At 68.1% G+C, this 21,923-nt stretch carries 1 protein-coding gene (running past one end of the window); it reads right to left on the reverse strand.

The window, feature by feature from the left end:
• Positions 1-21,923: the 3' portion of a non-ribosomal peptide synthase/polyketide synthase gene (locus OG921_RS22220; protein WP_266114710.1), read on the reverse strand. The gene runs 17,986 nt beyond the window's last position; 21,923 of the gene's 39,909 nt are visible here — the last part of the coding sequence; its start codon lies beyond the right edge, outside the window; it ends in the stop codon at positions 1-3.

Below are 21,923 nucleotides of genomic sequence, written 5' to 3' on the forward strand. Positions count from 1 at the left end.
TCATTCCATGTCATCCGGCCGCGGCTTCTCGTCGGCGGAGATCGCCAGCCATGCGGTCAAGACGGCCGGCTTCGAAGCCCAGCGGGCGACCGTGTCCGGGTCGGGTTCCCTATCGACGACCACGACGGTGGCAAGATCCTCGAACTCGTCATCCACGAGCTGCGCCAACTGATCAGCGCTCACGAACACGTGCGTGACCCACTCGTCCGCTATCACGTCCGCGACGCTGCGGTCGTCGTCGACCTCCGGTACCACCATCGCAGCTCCCGCAGTACCCGCGAAGAGGAATTCGAACAACTCGACCTGCCGATGCATAGGCGCGGCGATGTAAGTCCGTGATTCGTTGTCCAGGGCGTACCGGGCCCGCAGGGCACCCGCGAGCTCGGTCGCCTCCGATTGGCTGACCACACGCACCGCCGTGCCTGCGTAGGTCACGAGCGCCGGATGCTCGCCAAGCAGCGGCCCGACCCGGTCCGCATAGGAAACCGGGTGTGCAGGTGCCCGCTCGATCTGCGCAGCGACCTGCGGCTCGTCCAACACGAGCCAGTCCACGCCATCCCCGTGCCGGTTGCCAACCGAGGTGACGGTCACGCCGTGCGTGATGGACAGCTTCTCGAAAGCGCCGTCGGCGTGGTCCGGCTGCACGTGCAGCACACCCGCCCCCGCCTTTGTGACAGCCCACATCGCGACAATCGACTCCACCGAGCGCGGCACCTGCACGGCGACCACGGCTGCCGGCCCGATCCCGCGCTCGATCAGGACGCGCGCCAACCGCGACGACCGTTCGTCGAGTTCGTCGTAACTGATCTCCTTTTCGCCCGAAGCGATCGCGGGCGCGTCGGGATCGTCCTCGACGACATTCGCCAGCAACTGCGGCAGGGTTTGTGCGCTGGTCGTGGCCTCGGCCGCCCCCGTACCCGACGAATTCAGGATCTCTGCCCGCTCGTCACTGTCGAGAATCTCGATGTCGCGCACCAACGCCGTCGCGTCGGAGATCAGTTCGTCGATGACCAACCGCAGGCGCGCAGACAGCGTCTCGATCTCGACCCGGTCGAACTGCGAGGTCAGGAACTTCATCGTCAGTTCGACTGTGTCCTGCACGTGCACGAGCAGGGTGAGCGGGTAGTGCGTCGCGTCGTTCACGCCGACACCCGTCACGTGCATGCCGTCGACCGCGCTCGCCTCTTCCAGGGCGGCCTTGTCGATCGGGTACGACTCGAACACCAGCAGCGTGTCGAACATCGCAGGCACGGACGCGGCCTTCTGAATCTCGGTAAGGCTCACATAATGGTGGTCGAGCAGGTCGGCCTGCTGGCCCTGCAGCCGCTCGAGCAGTCCGGCGACCGTCGCAGCGTGGTCGAGACGTACCCGAACCGGCAGCGTGTTGATGAAAAGACCCACCATCGATTCCACGCCCGGCAGGGTTGGGGGCCGGCCGGAGACGGTCGCGCCGAAGACGACGTCATCGTGGCCGGTCATCCGACCCAGCACGACCGCCCAGGCGGTCTGGACCAAAGTGTTCACCGTGACGCCGAGGTTCGCGCAGAACTCGACGATCCGCGCTGTGTCGTCGACGCCGATGTCGGCGATCACCTTGTCGATCTCGTACGTCTCCGCGGTGGCCTCGGCCGACGTCGCGAGCAGCGTCGGCTCACTGAAACCGGCGAGTGCTCGCGTCCAGGCGCCCAACGATTCCGCGCGGTCGCGTTTGGACAGCCACTGCAGGAAGTTGCGGTACGGCGTGACACGGCCGAGGACCGACTGGTCCCCATGCACCGCGTAGAGCACCAGCAGGTCGCGCATCAGCAGCGGCATCGACCAGCCATCCAGCAGAATGTGGTGGCTCGTGATCGCGAGGTGCAGCTGCTCGGGTGCAGTACGCACGAGCGTGAAGCGGATCAGCGGCGCCGTGGCCATATCGAAGTGCTCAGCCTGATCCTGTGCCAGCACCGTCCGCAACTGCTCGATCCGGCCGTCCTCGGGCGTGGCGGTGAGGTCCACCTCCCGCCACGGCACGTCGACCCGGTCCAGCACGATTTGGACGGCCCTGCCGTCCGTATCGATCACAAAGGCGCTGCGTAGGTTGGCGTACCGATCGACGATGCCCTGGGCCGCGGCGCGCAGTCGATCGGTGTCGACCGTGCCGGTCAGGTCCAGCACCGCCTGCATCGAATACACGTCGACCGTCGTCGCCGTCATGATCGCGTGGAACAGCAGACCGGACTGCAGCGGCGCCAGCGGCCAGGCATCCGACAGTCCCGGATACTGGCGTTCCCAGAGTTCGATCTCCGCCTGCGGGATTTTCAGCAACGACAGGTCGGACGGCGTGAAGCCACCCGCGCCGGGCTGCTCGGAATGCCGGGCGAGCGCGCCGAGGGCCCGTTCCCAGCGCTGCGCGAGATCCTCGACTTCGGCCCGCGTGAGCACACCGCTCGGGAACGCGAAGCCCGCACCGAGCTGCGGTCCGGATTCACCGTCGGTGACGATCGCGTTGATGTCGACGACACCGTTCGCCGGCATGTCGGAATCCATCTCGGCGGTCAGCTCGCCCAGGTCGCCCGTGGGCACCCAGCCGAGTTCGCCGAGCTCCGAGGGCACCTCCCCGGCAGACACCCGGCCCAGGTAGTTGAAGCTGATCTGGGCGTCGCCGGCGTGCTCGAGCTCCGTTGCCGGCCGTGTCCCGAGATAGCGCAACATCCCGTATCCGATGCCCTTGTCCGGTACCGCGAGCAGCTGTTCCTTGACGGCCTTCACCGCGGACCCGGCGGCGGGACCACCGGCGAGGGCGTCGGCGATGTCGATGCCGTCCAGATCCAACCGGACCGGGTAGGAACTGGTGAACCAGCCGACGGTGCGGGACAGATCGGCCCCTGGGACCACCTCTTCTTCACGACCGTGACCCTCGAGCCGGACCAGCGTCGACGGTGCCTGCACGCCGCGGTCCGCGCGCCAGCTCTGCACCGCGAGCGCGAGGCCGGCGAGCAGTCCGTCGTTGACGCCGCCGCGGTAGAGGCGCGGAATCGCGGTCAGCAGGGCATTGGTCACCTCTGCGGACAACCGCACCTCGACCCGCTCGACGGTCGCGAAGGTATCGACCGCCGCATCGAAGGGCCGGACACCCAACTGCGGATCGGGGGTGGCGGCGATATCGCGCCACATCGCGAGTTCTGCGGCGCGCTTCGGGCTACCCGCTTCCGCGACGAGGGCGTGTGCCCAGCGACGCATCGACGTGCCGTTGGCAGGCAACGACACCGGCTGCCCGGCATGGAGCTGCGACCACGCCACGGCGAAGTCGGGTATCAGGATTCGCCAGGACACACCATCGACCACGAAGTGGTGCGCGACGACGAGCAGGATCCCGGGGCGGCGGGCGGCGAAGTCGAACCAGACGAACTGCACCATCGAACCCGCAGCCGGATCGAGGCGACCCATCGCCGCGTCCAGTTCGGTGGACGCGGCCTCGGCAAGCTCGACGCCCTCGATGCCGTCATGCACCTCGACGCGATGCAGCAACGCCGCAATGTCGACCGAACCGGGCGCGAGCGCCTCGAACACCCAGCCGTCGCCGTCGGTCCGACGCAGCCGTGACCTCAGTACGTCGTGGTGGTCGAAGACCGCCTCGATCGTTCTCGTCAGCAGATCGGCGTCGACGTCCCCGGGCAACCGCAGGCTCATCGTCTGCGAGAACCGGTCATACGAGCTGCCTGCACCGAGCACAGCCGACATGATCGGAGTCAACGCAATTGTGCCGACACCGCCGCCCGGAAGTTCGGGCAGGACAGGCGGGGCGAGATCGGCCGCGGCGAGCGTCGCGACCTCGGCCAGCGAAGCGACGCTGCGACGCTCGAACACGTCACGTGGCGAGAACACGATGCCGCGCGCCTTCGCCCGCGACACCAACTGGATCGACAGGATGCTGTCGCCGCCCATGGCGAAGAAGGAGTCGTCCAGACCCACCTGCCCGACGCCGAGTACGTCCGCGAACACCGCGGCGATGATCGCCTCGACTTCGGTTGTCGGTGCCCGGAATTGCTTCGCCTCGAGGACGGGTTCCGGCAGTGCCTTACGGTCCAGCTTGCCGATCGGGGTCAACGGAATCTCGTCGAGGACGACGATCGCCGACGGCACCATATGCGGGGGCAGCAGTCGGCCCGCGAACTCGGCCAGCGCTGCGGTATCGACGGTCGCTCCCGGAACAGCGAGCACGTAGGACACGAGAATGGTTGCGCCCGCGGTGGTTTCGCGACCGATGGTGATGACGAACTCGACATCCTGGTGCCGGGCGAGCACGGTGTCGATTTCGCCGAGCTCAATACGGAAGCCGCGGACCTTGACCTGGAAGTCGGACCTGCCGACGTAGTCGAGTTCGAGCTCCGGTTCCCGCCCGGCGGCCTTGCCGATGTCGTACCAGCGCACCACGTCACCGGTGCGGTACATACGTGCGCCCGGCTCGCCCCACGGATTCGGCAGGAACCGCTCCGCCGTCAGCCCCGGCCGGTTGCGGTAGCCGCGAGCGAGAGCGCCTCCCGCGAGATACAACTCGCCTGCCACACCGGCGGGAACCGGGTTCAACCGCTGGTCGAGCACCACGGCCGACATGCCGTGCACGGGCTTGCCGATGGTGATGTGCCCGTCCGGAGTCAGGTTCGCGAACGACGAGATGATCGTCGTCTCGGTGGGACCGTAGGCGTTCAGGTACTTGCGGCCGGGCTGCCACTTCGCGACAAGGTCCGGTGTCGTCACGTCGCCACCAATGGACACGACCTCGAGATCGGCCATGCCCTGCGGGTCCATGGTGCCCAGCACCGCCGGCGTGATGAGAGCGTGCGTCACGCGTTCCTCGCGCAACAACTCCGCGAGGTCGGGTCCGCCGATGATGTGCGGCGGCACGATCACCAATGTCGCGCCGTTATAGAACGCGGCCGTCCACTCCAGCACCGACGGGTCGAACGACGGCGAGCAGTTGTGCAGTAATCGGTGATGCGACCGCAAGTGGTACAGATCCGTCGCCGCATCGACGAGTCCACCCATGCCGGCGTGAGTTACCGTGACGCCCTTCGGCATACCTGTCGATCCGGACGTGTAGATGACGTAGGCCGGGTGATGCAGACGCAGTGGCGTCCACCGGTCCGCATCGGTCACCGGCGCGGGCGACTCGGCATCGCACTGCGCTCGGACCGCCGGATCGTCGAGCACCAGCCAGTCCACGTCCGTCGGCAGTGAATCGACGAACTCCGAGGACGTGATGCCGATGACCGCACCCGAATCGGTGAGCATGTGGCGAACGCGATCCTCGGGGTAGGACGGGTCGACGGGGACGTGCGCGCCGCCCGCCTTCGTCACCGCCCACACCGATGCGACCATGTCGTACGAACGCGGGAACGCCAACGCGACAAGCTGTTCCGGTCCCACCCCGCGTTCTATCAGCACTCGCGCGAGCTGTGACGAGGACTCGTCGAGTTCGCGATAGGTGATCGACCGGCCGAGGTAACGCACGGCGGTCTTGTCGGGGTTCAGTTGTGCGCCGCGAGCGAATTCATCGGGCAGTAGTCCGCCCGCCATCACGCCGTCGCCGTGCACATGCGTCAAAGCGTCGTACTCGGATTCGGACATCAAAGCCAGATCGCCGACCGCCGCGTCGGGCGACGCGGTCACCGATTCGAGCAGGGTGATGAATCGCTGCGCGAGGACCTCAACCGTGTCCTGGTCGAAGAGGTCTCGTGCATAGGAGAACTCGGCGTAGATCCCGCCGTCCGGGTTGGCGACGGGGTCGGCTTCGCGCAAGGTCAGCGAGAGGTCGAACTTGGCCACCTCGACATCGAGATCCACCGCAGATACCCGCAGGTCCGGCAGTTCGAACGCAGCGTCGGGAAGGTTTTCGAAGGACAGCGCCACCTGGAACAGCGGATGCCGCGCGGTCGACCGCTCGGGGCTGAGCAAGTCGACCAGGCGCTCGAACGGAAGGTCGGCGTGTGCGAACGCCTGTAGGTCGGTTTCCCGTGTTGCCCCCAGCAACTCGCCGAACGTCGCGTCCGATACCACGTTCGAGCGCAGCACCAGGGTGTTGACGAACATGCCGATGACATCGTCGAGCTCGGACTCGCCACGGCCGGCGATCGGGGTGCCTATGGCGATGTCGTCGGTACCGGACAACCTGGCCAGCAGCACCGCGAGTGCCGTGTGCATCACCATGAACAGCGTCGCGCCCTCCGCCCGGGCCAGATCGGCCAGTCGACGCTGTACCGCGGCGTCGATCCGGAAGTTCACCCGGCCGCCGCGGAACGTCTGCGCGGTCGGGCGCGGGCGATCGGTCGGCAGGTTCAGCTCGTCGGCCAGTCCGGCCAGTGCGCCGCGCCAGTACTCGGCCTGCGCGTAAAGCAGGCTGCTCGAATCGGATTCGTCACCGAGCACGTCGCGCTGCCAGATACTGAAGTCGCCGTATTGGACCGGCAACGGCGCCCAGTCCGGCGCATCCCCGTGGCTGCGCGCGGCGTAGGCGACCATCACGTCGCGGGTCAGCGGCCCCATCGACCACCCGTCGGCGCTGATGTGGTGCGCCACGAAGACGAGGACGTACTCGTTCGACTCGACCGCGGCGGTCCCGGAAACGCCTGCCCCGCCGTGCGGCAGCCGGAACAACGAGGCCCGGAACGGAACCTGTGCCGTCACATCGAACCCGGACGACGCCACCGCAATGACGCGATCGCGCAGTTCTGCCTCGTCGATCTCGATCGGCTCCAGGTCCGGAAGGGCCTGTGCCGCCGGAAGGACGAGCTGGTACGGGGTGCCCTCCTGCGCCGGGTAGATCGTTCGCAGCGTCTCGTGCCGCTCCACCAGGTCCGCGACCGCCGCCTGCAGCGCGGTGACATCGAGTGCGCCGGAAAGTCGCACCGCGGCCGGGATGTTGTTCACCGCCGACGCGGTGTCGAACTGGTTGAGGAACCACATGCGCTGCTGCGCAAGCGACAGTGGCACGCGATCGGGCCGCTGCACCGCCACCAGCGGGCGGCGCCCCCCGGCACCCGCGTGCCGCTCGACCAGCGCGGCCAGTGCCCCCACCGTCGGGGCCTCGAAGAGCACCCGCACCGGCACCCGAGTGTCCAGCGCGGCCCCCAGACGGGCGGTCACCTGCGTCGCGAGCAGCGAGTTACCGCCGAGGGCGAAGAAATCGTCCTCGACGCCGACGCGCGGCACTCCGAGCAACTCGACGAAGATGCCGGCCACGATCTCCTCCACCGGAGTCGACGGCGCGCGGAACTCGCGGGCCTCGAATACCGGCTCGGGCAGTGCCTTTCGATCCAGCTTGCCGTTGACATTGAGCGGCAGAGCGTCGAGCAGGACAAATGCCGCCGGGACCATGTAGGACGGCAGCCGAGTCGCGAGCACCGCCGCCAGATCCCTGGTGGTCAGGTTCGCTCCGGCAGCCGGTACGACGTACCCGACGAGCTGGGTGCCGGTGCGCGGATCGGTCCGGTCGACAACTGCCGCCGCCGACACCTCCGGCAGCGCGTAGAGCGCAGCCTCGATCTCGGGGAGTTCGATCCGGAACCCGCGCACCTTCACCTGGAAGTCCGCCCGGCCCCGGTATGCCAGCTCGCCGGCGCGGGTCCACACGGCGAGGTCGCCCGTCCGATACATCCGCGCGCCGGCACCGACACCCGGCGCGACGGCGGCGAATGGATTCGCGACAAACCGGTCGGCGGTAAGTTCCGCCCGCCCGTGATAGCCGCGGGCCAACTGGGCGCCCGCGAGGTACACCTCACCGGCCACACCCACCGGAACCGGCTGCAACCGTGCATCGAGCACGAACACCTGAGTGTTCCACTCCGGCAAGCCGATCGGCACCGTCGAGCTGTCCGCGTCGGTGACCGGGTGGGCCGTCACCGAAACGGCCGCCTCGGTGGGCCCATATAGATTGACCAGCAGCACATCGGGATTCGCCCGCCGGAACCGCTGTGCCAGAGCGCCCGGCAGCGCTTCACCGATGGCGAGCACGCGACGCAACGACGGCGCCAGCGATCCGCCCGATTCGGTCAGCAGCGCGTCCAACATCGACGGCACGGTGTGCAGCGTGGTGACGCACTGCGCCTGCAGCACGTCGTTGAGATACCCCGGATCGCGGTGGCCTTCGGGCGCCGCGATGACGAGCCGAGCACCCGACGTCAGCGCGGACCAGAACTCCCACACCGACAGATCGAAGGTCGCGGCCGTCTTGAGCAGCACGCTGTCGGTCGCGTCGAGGTTGTATTCGGCGCGCTTCCACGCGAGCTGGTTGACGACGGCCGCATGGCTGACCGCGACACCCTTCGGGCGCCCGGTGGAGCCGGAGGTGAAGATCACGTATGCCGTATTGGCAGCTAGCAGCGGCGATCGGCGCTCCGCGGGGCGGATCGGCGACGGATCGACGTCGTGCAGATCGAGCTCGTCGAGCACAATCGCACGCACGGCCGGATCGAACCCGAGCTCGGTTCCCGCAGTGGTGAGCAGCAGCTGTGCGCCGGCGGTGTGCACGATGTACGCGCTCCGCTCGGCCGGATGGTCGGGATCGATGGGCACATACGCGCCGCCGGACTTCGCGACCGCGTACATCGCGACCACGAGTTCCACCGACCGCCCAATCGCCAGCGCAACCAGCGACTCGGGGCCGACGCCTGCGGCGATCAGCCACCGCGCCAACCGGTTCACCCGCTGATCGAAGTGGGCGTAGTCGAGCTCCTCGTCGCCGAAGCAGATCGCCGTCGCTTCCGGGTGCCGCGCGACCTGTGCGTAGAACAGCGAAACCAACGTCTGGGCCGAGTCCATCTGGCGCGCCGTGTCGTTGGGGCCACCGAGTAGCTCGGCACGCTCGGCAGCATCGACGAAGTCGAGATCTCCGACCGCACGGTCCGGCCGCGCAACCACCGCGCGCAGCAACCTGACAAAACGCTGCGCGAACACCGCCACCGTGTCCGAGTCGAACAGGTCCGTGGCGTAGGTGAAGAATCCGGTGATTCCGCTCGGCGTGCCGTCTTCGTCGTAGCGGTCGGTCACGATCAGGTGCAGGTCGAACTGTGACAGCTCGACGTCGAGGTCGAAGCCTGCGACATCGACACCGGGCAGCGCCAACGCGGTCTGCGTGAGGTTCTGGAACGAAAGGCCGACCTGGAACAGCGGATGGCGCGCCGTGGACCTCGTGGGGTTGAGCACCTCCACGAGTCGCTCGAACGGGATATCCGCGTTGGCGAATGCCGCCAGATCGACTTCCCGCTGGCGAGCCAGCAGTTCGACGAACGGCTCACCGGAATCGATCCGGCTGCGGAACACCAGCTGGTTGACGAACATGCCGATCAGGTCGTCGGTGGCGCGTTCGGCGCGCCCGGCGACCGGGGTACCGATCGCGATGTCGTCGGACCCGGAGAGCCGCGCCAGCAATACGGCGAGCGCCGTGTGCACGACCATGAACGGCGTCGCGCCACGCTCTTGTGCCAATGCCACGAGGCCGCGGTGAGTTTCCGTGTCGACACTCAGTTCGACGGTGCCACCCGCGAACGACTGCACGGCCGGGCGCGGCCGATCCAATGGCAGCTCGAGCTGGTCGGGAAGCTCTGCCAACGCCTCGGTCCAGTACCGCAGCTGTGCCGCCGCAACCGAATCCGAGTCGTGCTCGTCGCCGAGCACCGCGCGCTGCCACAACGCATAGTCCGCGTATTGCACCGGCAACGCCGGCCATCCCGGCTCCGCGCCATCGAGGCGCGCCGCGTAGGCGATCATCACGTCCCGAGCCAGGGGACCGACCGACGAACCGTCACACGAGATGTGGTGCACCACGAGGGCGAGCACGTGCTCCTCGGGAGTGATGCGGAACAGCCCCACGCGCAGCGGCACTTCGGCGGTGACATCGAAGCCGGCCGCCATGAAATCCGCAACGGCTGCAGCGACGCCTGTTCCGTCGACGTCCACGATCTGCAGCTCCGGTGGGGCCTGCCCCGACGCCAACACCACCTGGACCGGCCCATCAGGGGTCTCCGGGTAGACGGTGCGCAAAATTTCATGCCGCCCAACGAGGTCCATGATCGCCGCACGCAACGCATCGAGGTCGACCGCACCGGACAGTCGCACCGCCACGGGCACGTTGTAGGCGGCCGATTCGGCGTCGAAGCGGTTGAGGAACCACATTCGCTGCTGCGCCAACGACAACGGGACGCGATCCGGCCGCGGCTGCGCAACCAGGCGTTGCCGCCGGCCCGCACCCGCATGCTGCTCCACCCGGCTCGCGAGGTCCGCCACCGTCGGTGCCTCGAAAACGGTGCGCACCGCAACCTTGCACTCCAGCGCATCGCCCACCCGCGCAGCGACCTGGGTCGCGAGCAACGAGTTACCGCCGAGCCGGAAGAAGTCGTCGTCGACACCGACGCGACCCGCCCCCAGCAGCTCCGCGAAGACTCCCGCCACGATCTCCTCGACCGGCGTGCGCGGCGCACGGAACTCGCGGGCCTCGAACACCGGCTCGGGCAGTGCCTTTCGATCCAGCTTCCCGTTCACGTTCAACGGCAATGCGGCGAGCACCACGAACGCCGCCGGCACCATATAGGACGGCAGCCGAGTCGCGAGTGCCGCACGCAGCTGCGCCGGTTCGGCGACAGCGCCGACCTCGGCGACCACGTACCCCACCAGGCGATCACCGGCATGCGGATCGCTGTGCACCGCCACGACGGCATCGGCGATGGACGGCTGATCACGCAGCGCCGCTTCGATGTCACCGAGTTCGATGCGGAATCCGCGCACCTTCACCTGGAAATCGCTGCGGCCGACATATTCGAGCCGCTCACCGCGCCGGTCCCACGCCACCAAGTCGCCGGTGCGATACATCCGCGCGCCCCCGGTGAAGGGGTTTGCGACGAACCGCTCTGCGGTCAGGTCGCTGCGCGCCTGGTAGCCACGGGCGAGTTGTTCACCGGCCAGGTACAACTCGCCGGTCACTCCGTCGGGAACCGGACGCAACCGACGATCGAGTACATAAACCTGGGTATTCCACTCCGGTGCGCCGATCGGCACGACGCCCGACGGGGCTTCGGTCACCTCGTCCACCGTCACCGAGACGGCGGCCTCCGTCGGTCCGTAGAGGTTGTACAGCGCGGGCATTGCATCCACGCGTGACGCCAACACCCGGCGCGCGGTCGCCGCCGGCAACTCCTCACCGATGGCGAGTACGCGACGCAGGGACTGCGGCAGCGCGCCCTGCGTCGCACGCGTCAGCGCGTCCAACATGGACGGCACCACGTGCAACGTCGTCACGGCTTCGGCAGCAACCAGTCCAGCGAGGTACGCCGGATCCAGGTGGCCGTCCGCGTCGGCAATCACAATGCGGCCACCGGTCACGAGCGCGGACCAGAATTCCCATACCGAGAGGTCGAAGGTCGCCGCCGTCTTGAGTAACACCGCATCGTCACTATCGAGGCCGAAATACTGCTGCTTCCACAGCAATTGGTTGACGATCGCGCGATGCGAGATCGCGACGCCCTTCGGCATACCGGTCGAACCGGAGGTGAAGATGACGTACGCCGTGTTGTCCGGAAGCACCGGCGCAGCGCGCTCGGACGCCGTGACCGGCATTTCCTCGACGTCGCCGTCACCCAGGTCGTCGATCACGATGACCGGCGTGCCCGGCCAGTCGAACCCGTCACGCCGCGTGGTGAGAACACATGCGGGCGCTGCGGTGTCGAACACACCGGCAATGCGATCGGCCGGCTGATCCGGGTCGATCGGGACGTAGGCGCCACCGGCCTGGACCACCGCGTACATTCCGACGACCAGATCGACCGAGCGACGCATGCCCAGCGCGACCAACGACTCCGTGTGGACGCCTTGGCTGATCAAACGGCGCGCCAGGCGATTGACCCGCGCCGCGAAGGCCCGATAGGTCAGCCGTTCGTCGCCCGCGACGATCGCTATGGCGTCGGGGGTAGCCGCGGCCTGCGCGTCGAACAACTCGCCGAGCGTCGCCGGCGCGAGCGCGTGGCCGGTGTTGTTGCGCTCGACCAACGTCGCGGCGCGTTCCCGCGCATCGAGCAACTCGATGTCACCGACGGCCCGGTCGGGCGTTGCCACCAATTCGGTGACCAGCCGGACGAAACGGTCGGCGATATGCGCGACGGTCGACTCGTCGAAAAGATCGGTGGCGTAACTGAACTCCGCCACGATCTCGGCAGGTTTGCCCGCCGCGTAACGGTCGGCGAGCGTCAGCTGCAGGTCCGTCTTGGCCAGCTGGGTGTCGAAATCCACGGCCGCCACGTGCAGCCCCGGCAGCTCGAATGTCGTGTCGGCGAGATTCTGGAACGTCAGGCCGACCTGGAAAAGCGGATTGCGCGCAGTCGATCGAGCAGGGTTGATCGCGTCCACGATCTGCTCGAACGGCACGTCGGAGTTGGCGAACGCCTCGAGGTCGCCCTCCCGCGCCCGTGCGACCAGGTCCGCGAACGACTCCGCGGGGTCGATCACGAGGCGGAATACCAGGGTGTTGACGAACATTCCGATCAGGTCGCCGAGTTCCGGCGCGCCGCGACCGGCGATGGGCGTGCCGACCGAGATGTCGTCGGTGTCCGACAACCGCGCGAGCAGCACCGCCAACGCCGAGTGCATGACCATGAACAACGACGCGTTGCGCTCGCGTGCGAACGTCAACAGCCGCTCGTGCAGTTCCGCATCGAGGCTGGTGCGCAACGCCCTTCCCTGGAACGACTGTGCCGGCGGTCGAGGCCGGTCGAACGGCAGATCGAGTTGATCCGGCGCGTCCGCGAGCGCGCGACGCCAGAACGCGAGCTGCTGCGCTGCAAGCGATTCCGAGTCAGTCGCGGCACCGAGCAGGGCATGCTGCCAGAGCGCGTAGTCGGCGTACTGCACCGGCAACGGGGCCCAACCGGGCTGCTCCCCCGCCGACCGGGCCAGGTATGCCGACATCACGTCGCGGGTCAGCGGCCCCATCGACGAACCATCCCCCGCGATATGGTGCGCGACGAGGGCCAACACGTGATCTGTGGCCGACAGCTCGAACAGCGCGATGCGCAGCGGCACTTCCGCCGTGACATCGAACGTCTCGGTGGCCACCTCGAAGACCTTCGCCGCCAAGTCGTCCTCATCGACGTGGACCGGCGCCACGATGCGCGTCACCGCGCTCGGCGGCAGAATCTGCTGCTGCGGACCCTGCGGCGAATCGGGGTACACGGTGCGCAGCGCCTCGTGGCGAGCGATGACGTCACCGATTGCCGCGTCCAACGCGAGCACGTCGAGCTCGCCGATCAGCCGCACGGCAACCGGGATGTTGTCCACCGCGGAGTCGATGTCGAACTGGTTGAGGAACCAATAGCGTTGCTGCGCGAGTGAAAGCGGGATCCGCGCCGGTCGTGGCGAGACGGCTTCCAGCTTCGGCCGGGTTCGACCCTTGTCCAGCTGGGTCAACCGGAGCGCGAGATCGGCAACCGTCGGCGCATCGAACAACTCGCGCACACCGACGGTGGTGTGCAGCGCCGCGCCGAGTCGTGCCGCCACCAAGGTAGCGATCAGCGAATTTCCACCGAGGGCGAAGAAGTCGTCATCCGCACCGACGCGATCGACGCCGAGCACCGTCGCGAAGGTGCTCGCCACGATTTCCTCGACCGGTGTTGCCGGAGCGCGGAACTGCGCGACCTCGAACACCGGCTGCGGCAGGGCCTTTCGATCCAGCTTGCCGGACGCGTTCAGTGGGAGTTCATCGAGCACCACGAATGCCGACGGCACCATGTAGCCCGGCAGACTCTCCGCGACGGCGCGACGGATCGACCCGGTGTCGATCGCGACACCGGAGGCGGCTACCAGATAGCCGACGATCTGTTCACCAGTACGTGGATCGACGTGCACCACGGCCGCGGCCTGGGTGACACCGGCGAGCTCCACCAGGGCCGCCTCGATCTCGCCGAGCTCGACGCGCTGACCGCGCAACTTCACCTGGAAGTCGCTGCGCCCCAGATAGGCGAGCTCGCCATCGGCGGTCCAGGCGACCACGTCGCCCGTGCGGTACATGCGCTGCCCGGCAGCGGTGGCGTACGGGTCCGCCACGAACCGGTCCGCGGTCAGATCGGAGCGCGATACGTACCCTCTGGCCAACTGCACACCGGCGAGGTACAGCTCGCCGCGAACCCCGGCGGGTACCGGCCGCAACCGCGCGTCCAGCACGTACACCCGAGTGTTGAACACCGGCGCACCGATCGGGACAGCGGCGCGGTCTGCGTCGACGACCTCGTGCGCGGTGACATCTACGGCGGCCTCCGTCGGCCCGTACAGGTTGTGCAGTGCGGCGCTGGTGAGCCTGCGCAGCTGCTGCGCGGTGCCCGCGGGCAGGGACTCCCCCGAAGCGAAGACCCGGCGCAACGACCGGGTCGCCGCCGACCCGACACGATCGCCGACCCGGGCCAGGAACACAGCGAGCATGGACGGCACGAAGTGGACCGTCGTCACGCCACGGCGAGCGATCGTGTCGAGCAGATAGTCGGGATCGCGATGTCCGTCCGGTGTCGCCACCACAAGTCGCGCGCCGACCTGTAACGGCCAGAAGAACTCCCAGACACTCACGTCGAAGGTCGCCGGAGTCTTCTGCAGCACCGCGTCGGAGGCGTCCATCGGATAGGTCGCCTGCATCCACACGAGGCGGTTCACAATCGCCCGGTGGCTGACCGCGACGCCCTTCGGCCGGCCCGTTGATCCCGAGGTGAAGATCACGTAGGCGATATGGCCGGGCTGCAACGGCGCCGTCCGCTCGTCATCGTCCACCGGCGCCGAAGAGTGCCCGGACAGCGCGAGCGCATCGATCTCGACGGTCGAAACGCGTTCGGTCGCGAAGCCGTCGAGGCTGGTGGTCAACACGCAGACCGGCTGCGCGGTGGCCAATACATAGTCGGTGCGCTCGGCGGGGTGATCCGGGTCCAGCGGCAGATATCCGCCGCCGGCGAGTTCGACGGCGTACATGCCCACGACGAGATCCACCGATCGGCGCATGGCCAGACCGACCAGCGCATCCGGGCCGACACCCTGCCCGATCAACCATCGTGCGAGCCGCCTTGCGCGGGTGGCCAACTCGGCATACGTCGCCGTTTGTCCCTCGAACTCGACCGCGATCGCGTCGGGCGTGCGGGCCACCTGTGACTCGAACAACGACGCGAGTGTCGCGGCGGTATCCGTCTCGTGGTTCGTGGCGTTCCACGACTCGAGCACCAGGCGGCGCTCGGTGGCATCCATGATGTCGACGGCACCGACCGCTCGTGCCGGATCCACCAGCAACCCGCCGAGTACGCGCTCGAAGCGATCCGCGAACGCGACGATCGACGACTCCTCGAACAGGTCGGTCGCATAGCGAATCTGCAACGCGATCCCGGCCGGCGCACCCGCCTCGTCGAACGTCTCGGAGACACCGACCTGCAGGTCGAATTTCGCTATTGGCGAGTCGAATTCGACTCCGCTCGCCCGCAGGCCGGGCAGCTCCAGCTCCGCCCCACCCGCGTTATCGAATGAAAGCATTACCTGGAACAGCGGGTGACGACCTCGCGACCGGGGCGGATCCAGCACCTCCACCAACCGCTCGAACGGCAGATCCGCATGACCGAACGCGGCCAAATCGGTTTCCCGGACCTCTGCCAGCAGCGCCTCGAACGACGCACCGGCGCGTACCCGGGTCCGCAGTGCCAGCGTGTTGACGAACATGCCGATCAGGTCATCCAGCGCGGCCTCGCCGCGCCCCGCGACCGGGGTGCCGATAACGATGTCGTCACCACCGGACAGGCGCGCGAGCAGCACCGCCAATGCGGACTGCACGGCCATGAACATGGTCACGCCGCGCGCCCGTGCCAACTCGGTGACGCGGGAATGGATCCCGGCAGGAATCTGGAACCCGTACGTGGCCCCCTGATTGGAGGCAATATCGGGCCTCGGCCGATCCGTGGGCAACTCGAGTTGGTCGGGAATGCCGGCAAGCGTGTCCGACCAGTACTGCACCTGCTGCGCGATCAGCGAATTCGGATCGTCCTCGGCGCCGAGCACCGCCCGCTGCCACAGCGTGTAGTCGGCGTACTGCAGCGGCAGCGGCAGCCACTCCGGTGCCTCATCGCGAACCCGTGCCGCGTATGCCGTCATGACGTCGCGCGCGAGCGGCGCCATCGACCAGCCGTCCGCGGAGACGTGGTGGGCGACCAGTACCAGGACATGGCTGTCCGCCGACTCCACGTGCAGCAGCGCCGCGCGGAACGGCACCTGCACGGTCACGTCGAAACCCGCACCGGCGATCTGCTCGATCTGCTCCCGAATGTCGCTCGCGGCGATGGTGATCGGCGTGAGGTCCGGCACTGCCTCCCAGGCCGGGAGGATCTTCTGTTCCGCCAGACCGTCGCGTTCGGGATAAATCGTGCGCAGCGTCTCGTGCCGCGCAACGACGTCGGCGACCGCGGTCCGCAGTGCCGCCACGTCGAGATCGCCGTCGAGCCGTACCGCGACCGGGATGTTGTTCACGGCCGAGTTCGTATCGAAGCGGTTGAGGAACCACATGCGCTGCTGCGCAAGTGAAAGCGGAATCAGCTGCGGGCGCGGCTGCGGGCCGAGCGGCAGTCGGCCGTCGCCGGCGTGTGACTCGACACGGGCCGCGAATTCGGACACCGTCGGCGCGTCGAACAGCAGCCGAACCGGAATTCGGCTGCCGAGCGCCGTGCCGACGCGCGCGACCACCTGCGTGGCGACCAGCGAGTTTCCGCCGAGTTCGAAGAAGTCGTCGTCCAGGCCCACACGCAACGGGCGCCCGTCCGTCGATCCCAACAATCCGGCGAAGACCGTCGCGACTATCTCCTGGATCGGCGTCGTCGGCGCACGGAAACTCTGCTGGGCGAACACCGGTGCCGGCAGCGACCGCCGATCGAGCTTGCCGTTGGCGTTCAACGGCATGCGGTCGAGCACCACGATCGCCGCGGGCACCATGTAGATCGGCAACACCCGCGCAAGGCTGCTACGCAGCGCGTCCACATCGATCGGGCGATGCAGTGCCGCAACGACATAGGCGACCAACTGCTCACCGCGATGCGGATCCGCGTGCACGACCGCGACCGCCTCGGCCACCTCGGGGCGGCCGGTCAGGGCGGTCTCGATCTCGCCGAGTTCGATCCGCAATCCGCGCAGCTTCACCTGGAAATCGGTGCGGCCCAAGTATTCGAGGACGCCACGCTGGTTCCAGCGCACAAGGTCGCCGGTGCGATACATCCGCGCGCCCGCCCCGAACGGGTCGGCCACGAACCGTTCTGCCGCCAGGTCCGCACGCCCGACGTAGCCGCGGGCAAGCTGGGGGCCGGAAAGGTACAGCTCCCCGGGCACGCCGTCCGGCACCGGATGCAACCGTGCATCCAGCACGTACACCGCAGTGTTGGACACCGGACCGCCGATCGGCACCGGCCCCCGGCCACCATCGGGTGCAGCCGCGGCGGTGGCGTGCACCGTGAACTCGGTCGGACCGTAGAGGTTGTGGATCTCCGCGTCCGACACCTGCCGCACCGCGGCCACGGTGTCCGCGTTGAGCGCTTCTCCCGCCACCAACAGCGCCCGGACCGGGGCCAACCCGGCTCGATCCACCGACCGGGCGAACACCGACAGCATCGAGGGCACGAACGAGGTGATCGTCACCTGCTGCTCGTCGATCACCTGCGCCAGGTACTGCGGATCTCGATGGCCGTCCGGGTCGGCGACCACCATGCGCGCACCCGCCTGCAGCGACGCGAACAGCTCCCACACCGACACATCGAAAGTCACCGGTGTCTTCCACAACACGACGTCGTCGGAATCCAACCGGTACCGCGTCACGAGCCAGCGGACCTGGTTCACCACCGAGTTGTGCCCGACAGCGACGCCCTTGGGACGCCCTGTCGAACCGGACGTGAAGATGACGTAGGCGGGGTTCATGGGTCGCAGTGGCGCACGACGCTCGCCCTCGCGCAGCGGTCCCGCCGCGAACGTGTCGAGATCGACATCGTCGAGCACAATCGTCCGCCACGCCCCCTGCGCTGCGAAATCATCGGCCCGCGTGGTCAACACAACGACCGGTGCCGCGGTGCCCAGGACATGACTCACCCGGTCCTCGGGCTGATCCGGGTCGACCGGCACGTACGCCGCGCCCGATTCCACCACCGCGTAGACGGCCACCAGCAAGTCGACCGAGCGTCGCATCGCCAGCGCCACCAGCTTTTCCGGGCCCGCACCCGCTGCAACGAGGAACCGCGCCAGGCGCGTCACGCGCCCGGCGAATGTTTCATAGTCCAGCTCGCGCCCGCCGCCGGTCAGCGCGATCGCTCGCGGAGTCCGCGCCACCTGCGCGTGGAATCCGTCGAGGAGCCGTTCGGTCGGATCGAGGTGCACCGCGGTGTCGTTGCGACGCTCGAGTGCGACGAGTTCCGGCGTCGCGAGCAACGCGATGTCTCCGACGACCGCCGCCCGGTCCGAGCTCACCGAATGCAGGATCCGCACGAACCGATCGGCGACCGAGGCAATCGTTTCCGGATCGAACAGATCTGTTGCATAGATAATTTCGACCGCAACACCGGCAGGTGCGCCCGCTTCGTCGACCCGTTCGGTCAACGTCAGCTGCAGATCGAACTTGGCCACGGCGATGTCGAGGTCGACGCCGCTCGCGGTGACACCGGGCAATTCGGCTGTGCTCTCGCCCGGGTTCTGGAACGACAGCATCACCCCGAACAGCGGGTGACGTGCCTGCGACCGGGCCGGGTTGAGCACTTCGACAAGTCGCTCGAACGGCACGTCCGCGTGCCCGAAGGCATCGAGATCGGCAGTCCTGACTCGGTCGAGTAGGTCGGTGAACGAGTCGCCTGCGCCCACCGCCGTGCGCAGCACGAGCGTGTTGACGAACATACCGACGAGGTCGTCGAGGGCCCGGTCGCCGCGGCCCGCGACGGGCGTACCGACGACGATGTCCTCGGTACCGGACAGCCGCGCGAGCAACACGGCCAGCGCGGAGTGCACCACCATGAACATGGTGGCTCCCTCGGCCCGGGCCACCTCGGCGAGTTCGCGATGCAGATCCGCCGAAATTTCGAAGGTGGAACGGGCGCCGCTGCCCGACGCGACCGGCGGCCGCGTTCGATCCGTCGGCAGGTCGAGCTGTTCGGGACTCCCGGCCAAGGTATGGACCCAGTAACCGATCTGCTCGGCGAGCAGCGAGTCCGGGTCGTCTTCCGCGCCAAGCACGGCGCGCTGCCAGAGCGCGTAGTCCGCGTACTGCACCGCCAGCGGTGACCAGCCCGGTTCTGCACCGTCGACGCGAGCCGAGTACGCCGTGATGATGTCGCGGGTCAACGGTCCCATCGAGAAACCGTCGCCGGAGATGTGGTGCACCACCATCGCGAGCACGTGCTCGGTCTGCGTGATCTCGAAAAGTGCGGCGCGCACAGGCACTTCGGCGGTCACATCGAAACCTGCGCCCACCAGCTCGCCGATCCGCATCGGGAGCTCCGCCTCGCGTAGCGGGATCGGCGAGACGTCCGGGACGACCTCGCCGCCGGCCGGAAGCACCTGCTGGTACGGCGTCCCGTCCAGATCCGGGTACACGGTGCGCAACGACTCGTGCCGGCCGATCACGTCGGCGATCGCCGCTTGCAGTGCGGGCCGATCGAGCAGACCCGAAAGCCGCACGGCGACCGGGATGTTGTTGACCGAGTCCGCCCCGCTGTCGCCGGTGCCGCTCCGGTCCGCGAACCGGTTGAGGAACCACATCCGCTGTTGCGCCAGCGACAGCGGCACCCGCTCGGGCCGCGGCTGCGGCACCAGCGCCGCCCGCGCGCCCGACCCGGCGCGTGATTCCGCCCGAGCGGCAAGCGCCGCCACCGTCGGCGCCTCGAACAGATCGCGCAGCCCGATGGTGGTGTCGAGCGCCGCACCGAGTCGAGCCACGAGCTGGGTCGCCACCAACGAGTTGCCACCGAGGGCGAAGAAGTCGTCGTCCAAACCGACTCGGCCCGCTACGTTTTCATTCGCTCCGATGCCGAGCACCTCACCGAAGGTCGCCGCGACGATCTCCTCGACGGGTGTGGTCGGCGACCGGAACTGCCGGGTCGCGAACACCGGGGCGGGCAGCGCCCGGCGATCGAGTTTGCCCGAACTGTTCAGCGGGAACGCGTCGAGCAGGACGAACGCAGCGGGCACCATGTAGCCCGGCAGCACCGTACCGGCGTGCGCGCGGACCACGTCGACGTCGATCGTTGCGCCGCGCGCCGGTGTCAGATAGGCGACCAGCTGGTCACCACGGCTTGGGTCGGACCGGATGACGACCACTGCCGCCGACACCCCGTCGTGGCCGGCCAGCGCGGTCTCGATCTCGCCGAGTTCGACGCGCAGACCGCGCAGCTTCACCTGGAAATCGGTACGGCCCAGGTACTCCAATTCACCGTCGGCAGTCCAGGTAACGAGGTCGCCGGTGCGGTACAACCGCCCGCCACCGGTCCCGAACGGATCGGCCACGAAGCGTTCGGCCGTCAGGTCCGCTCGCCCGAGATACCCCCGCGCCAATTGCGTGCCCGACAGATACAGCTCGCCGGCGATCCCGACCGGCACCGGCCGCAGCCGGCCGTCGAGAACGTAGGTTCGCGTGTTGAACACCGGCGCGCCGATGGGCACCGAGACCGTGTCGGCTTCGACCACCTCGTGCGCAGTGACGTCGACCGCTGCCTCGGTGGGGCCGTACAGGTTGTGCAGGGCCGCGCCGGTGTGGCGGCGCAACTTCTGGGCCGTCGCCCCTGGCAGTGCCTCGCCGGACGCGAACACCCGACGCAGTGGCCACGCGGTAGCGTCCGCGGTCGCCTCTATGTGCCCGACGAACACCGCCAGCATCGAGGGCACGAAGTGAGCCGTCGTGACTCCCGTGCTGCGGATGAGCTGCGCGAGATATTCCGGATCCCGATGGCCGTCCGGGCGAGCCACCTGCAGCCGTGCACCGACCTGCAAGGGCCAGAAGAACTCCCACACGCTCACATCGAACGTCGCGGGCGTCTTCTGCAGTACCACGTCGTTCGTATCGATCGGGTACGTCGTCTGCATCCAGACCAGGCGGTTCACGATCGCCCGATGGCTGACCCCAACGCCCTTCGGCCGTCCGGTCGATCCCGAAGTGAAGATCACGTAGGCGAGATCATCGGGATCGAGCGCCCTGCTGCGCTCCGCATCGGTGATCGGCGCATCGCCGAACGCCGACAGGTCGACGCTGTCGAGGAGAATCTGCGGCGTCCCGGCGGGGAGGTCGAAGTCGTCGCACCCGCGGGTCAAGACCACGACCGGCCGCGCCGTTTCCAGCACGTACACGGTGCGGTCCGCGGGGTGATCCGGATCCAGCGGCAGGTAGCCCGCACCCGCCATCGTGATCGCGTACATGCCGACGACCAGGTCCGTCGATCGCCGCATGCCGAGCCCGACCAGCGCCCCGGGCCCGACACCACGGGAAATCAACAGCCGCGCAAGACTATTGACCCGCGCGGCGAACTCGCCGTAGGACAGTTCGGTGCCCTCGAATCGAACTGCGCCCGTATCCCGGTACCGCAGCGCGGCGGCATCGAACATCGACGCGAGCGTCGCCGAGTCGTCCACTGGGTGCGCCGTGTCGTTCCACTCGTGCAGAACGAGCTGCCGCTCCCCCGCATCGAGCAAGTCCAGCTCACCAATTGTTGCGGCCGGGTGCGCCGCGATCCAGGTCAATACATGGACCAGTCGGTCCGCGATCGACCGAACGGCATCGGTGGAGAACAGCTCCGGTCGGAACCCGGCTCGAATGCGCAGCCGAGAGTCCAACTGCGCGACAAGCGTGAGCGGGTAGTGGGTGGCGTCGTCGGCGTGCACACCGGTGACCGCCATGCCGTCGATCGAGGCGGCCTGCTGCTCGATCC

The sequence above is a fragment of the Aldersonia sp. NBC_00410 genome (genome assembly GCF_026342035.1).
Classification (GTDB): domain Bacteria; phylum Actinomycetota; class Actinomycetes; order Mycobacteriales; family Mycobacteriaceae; genus Aldersonia.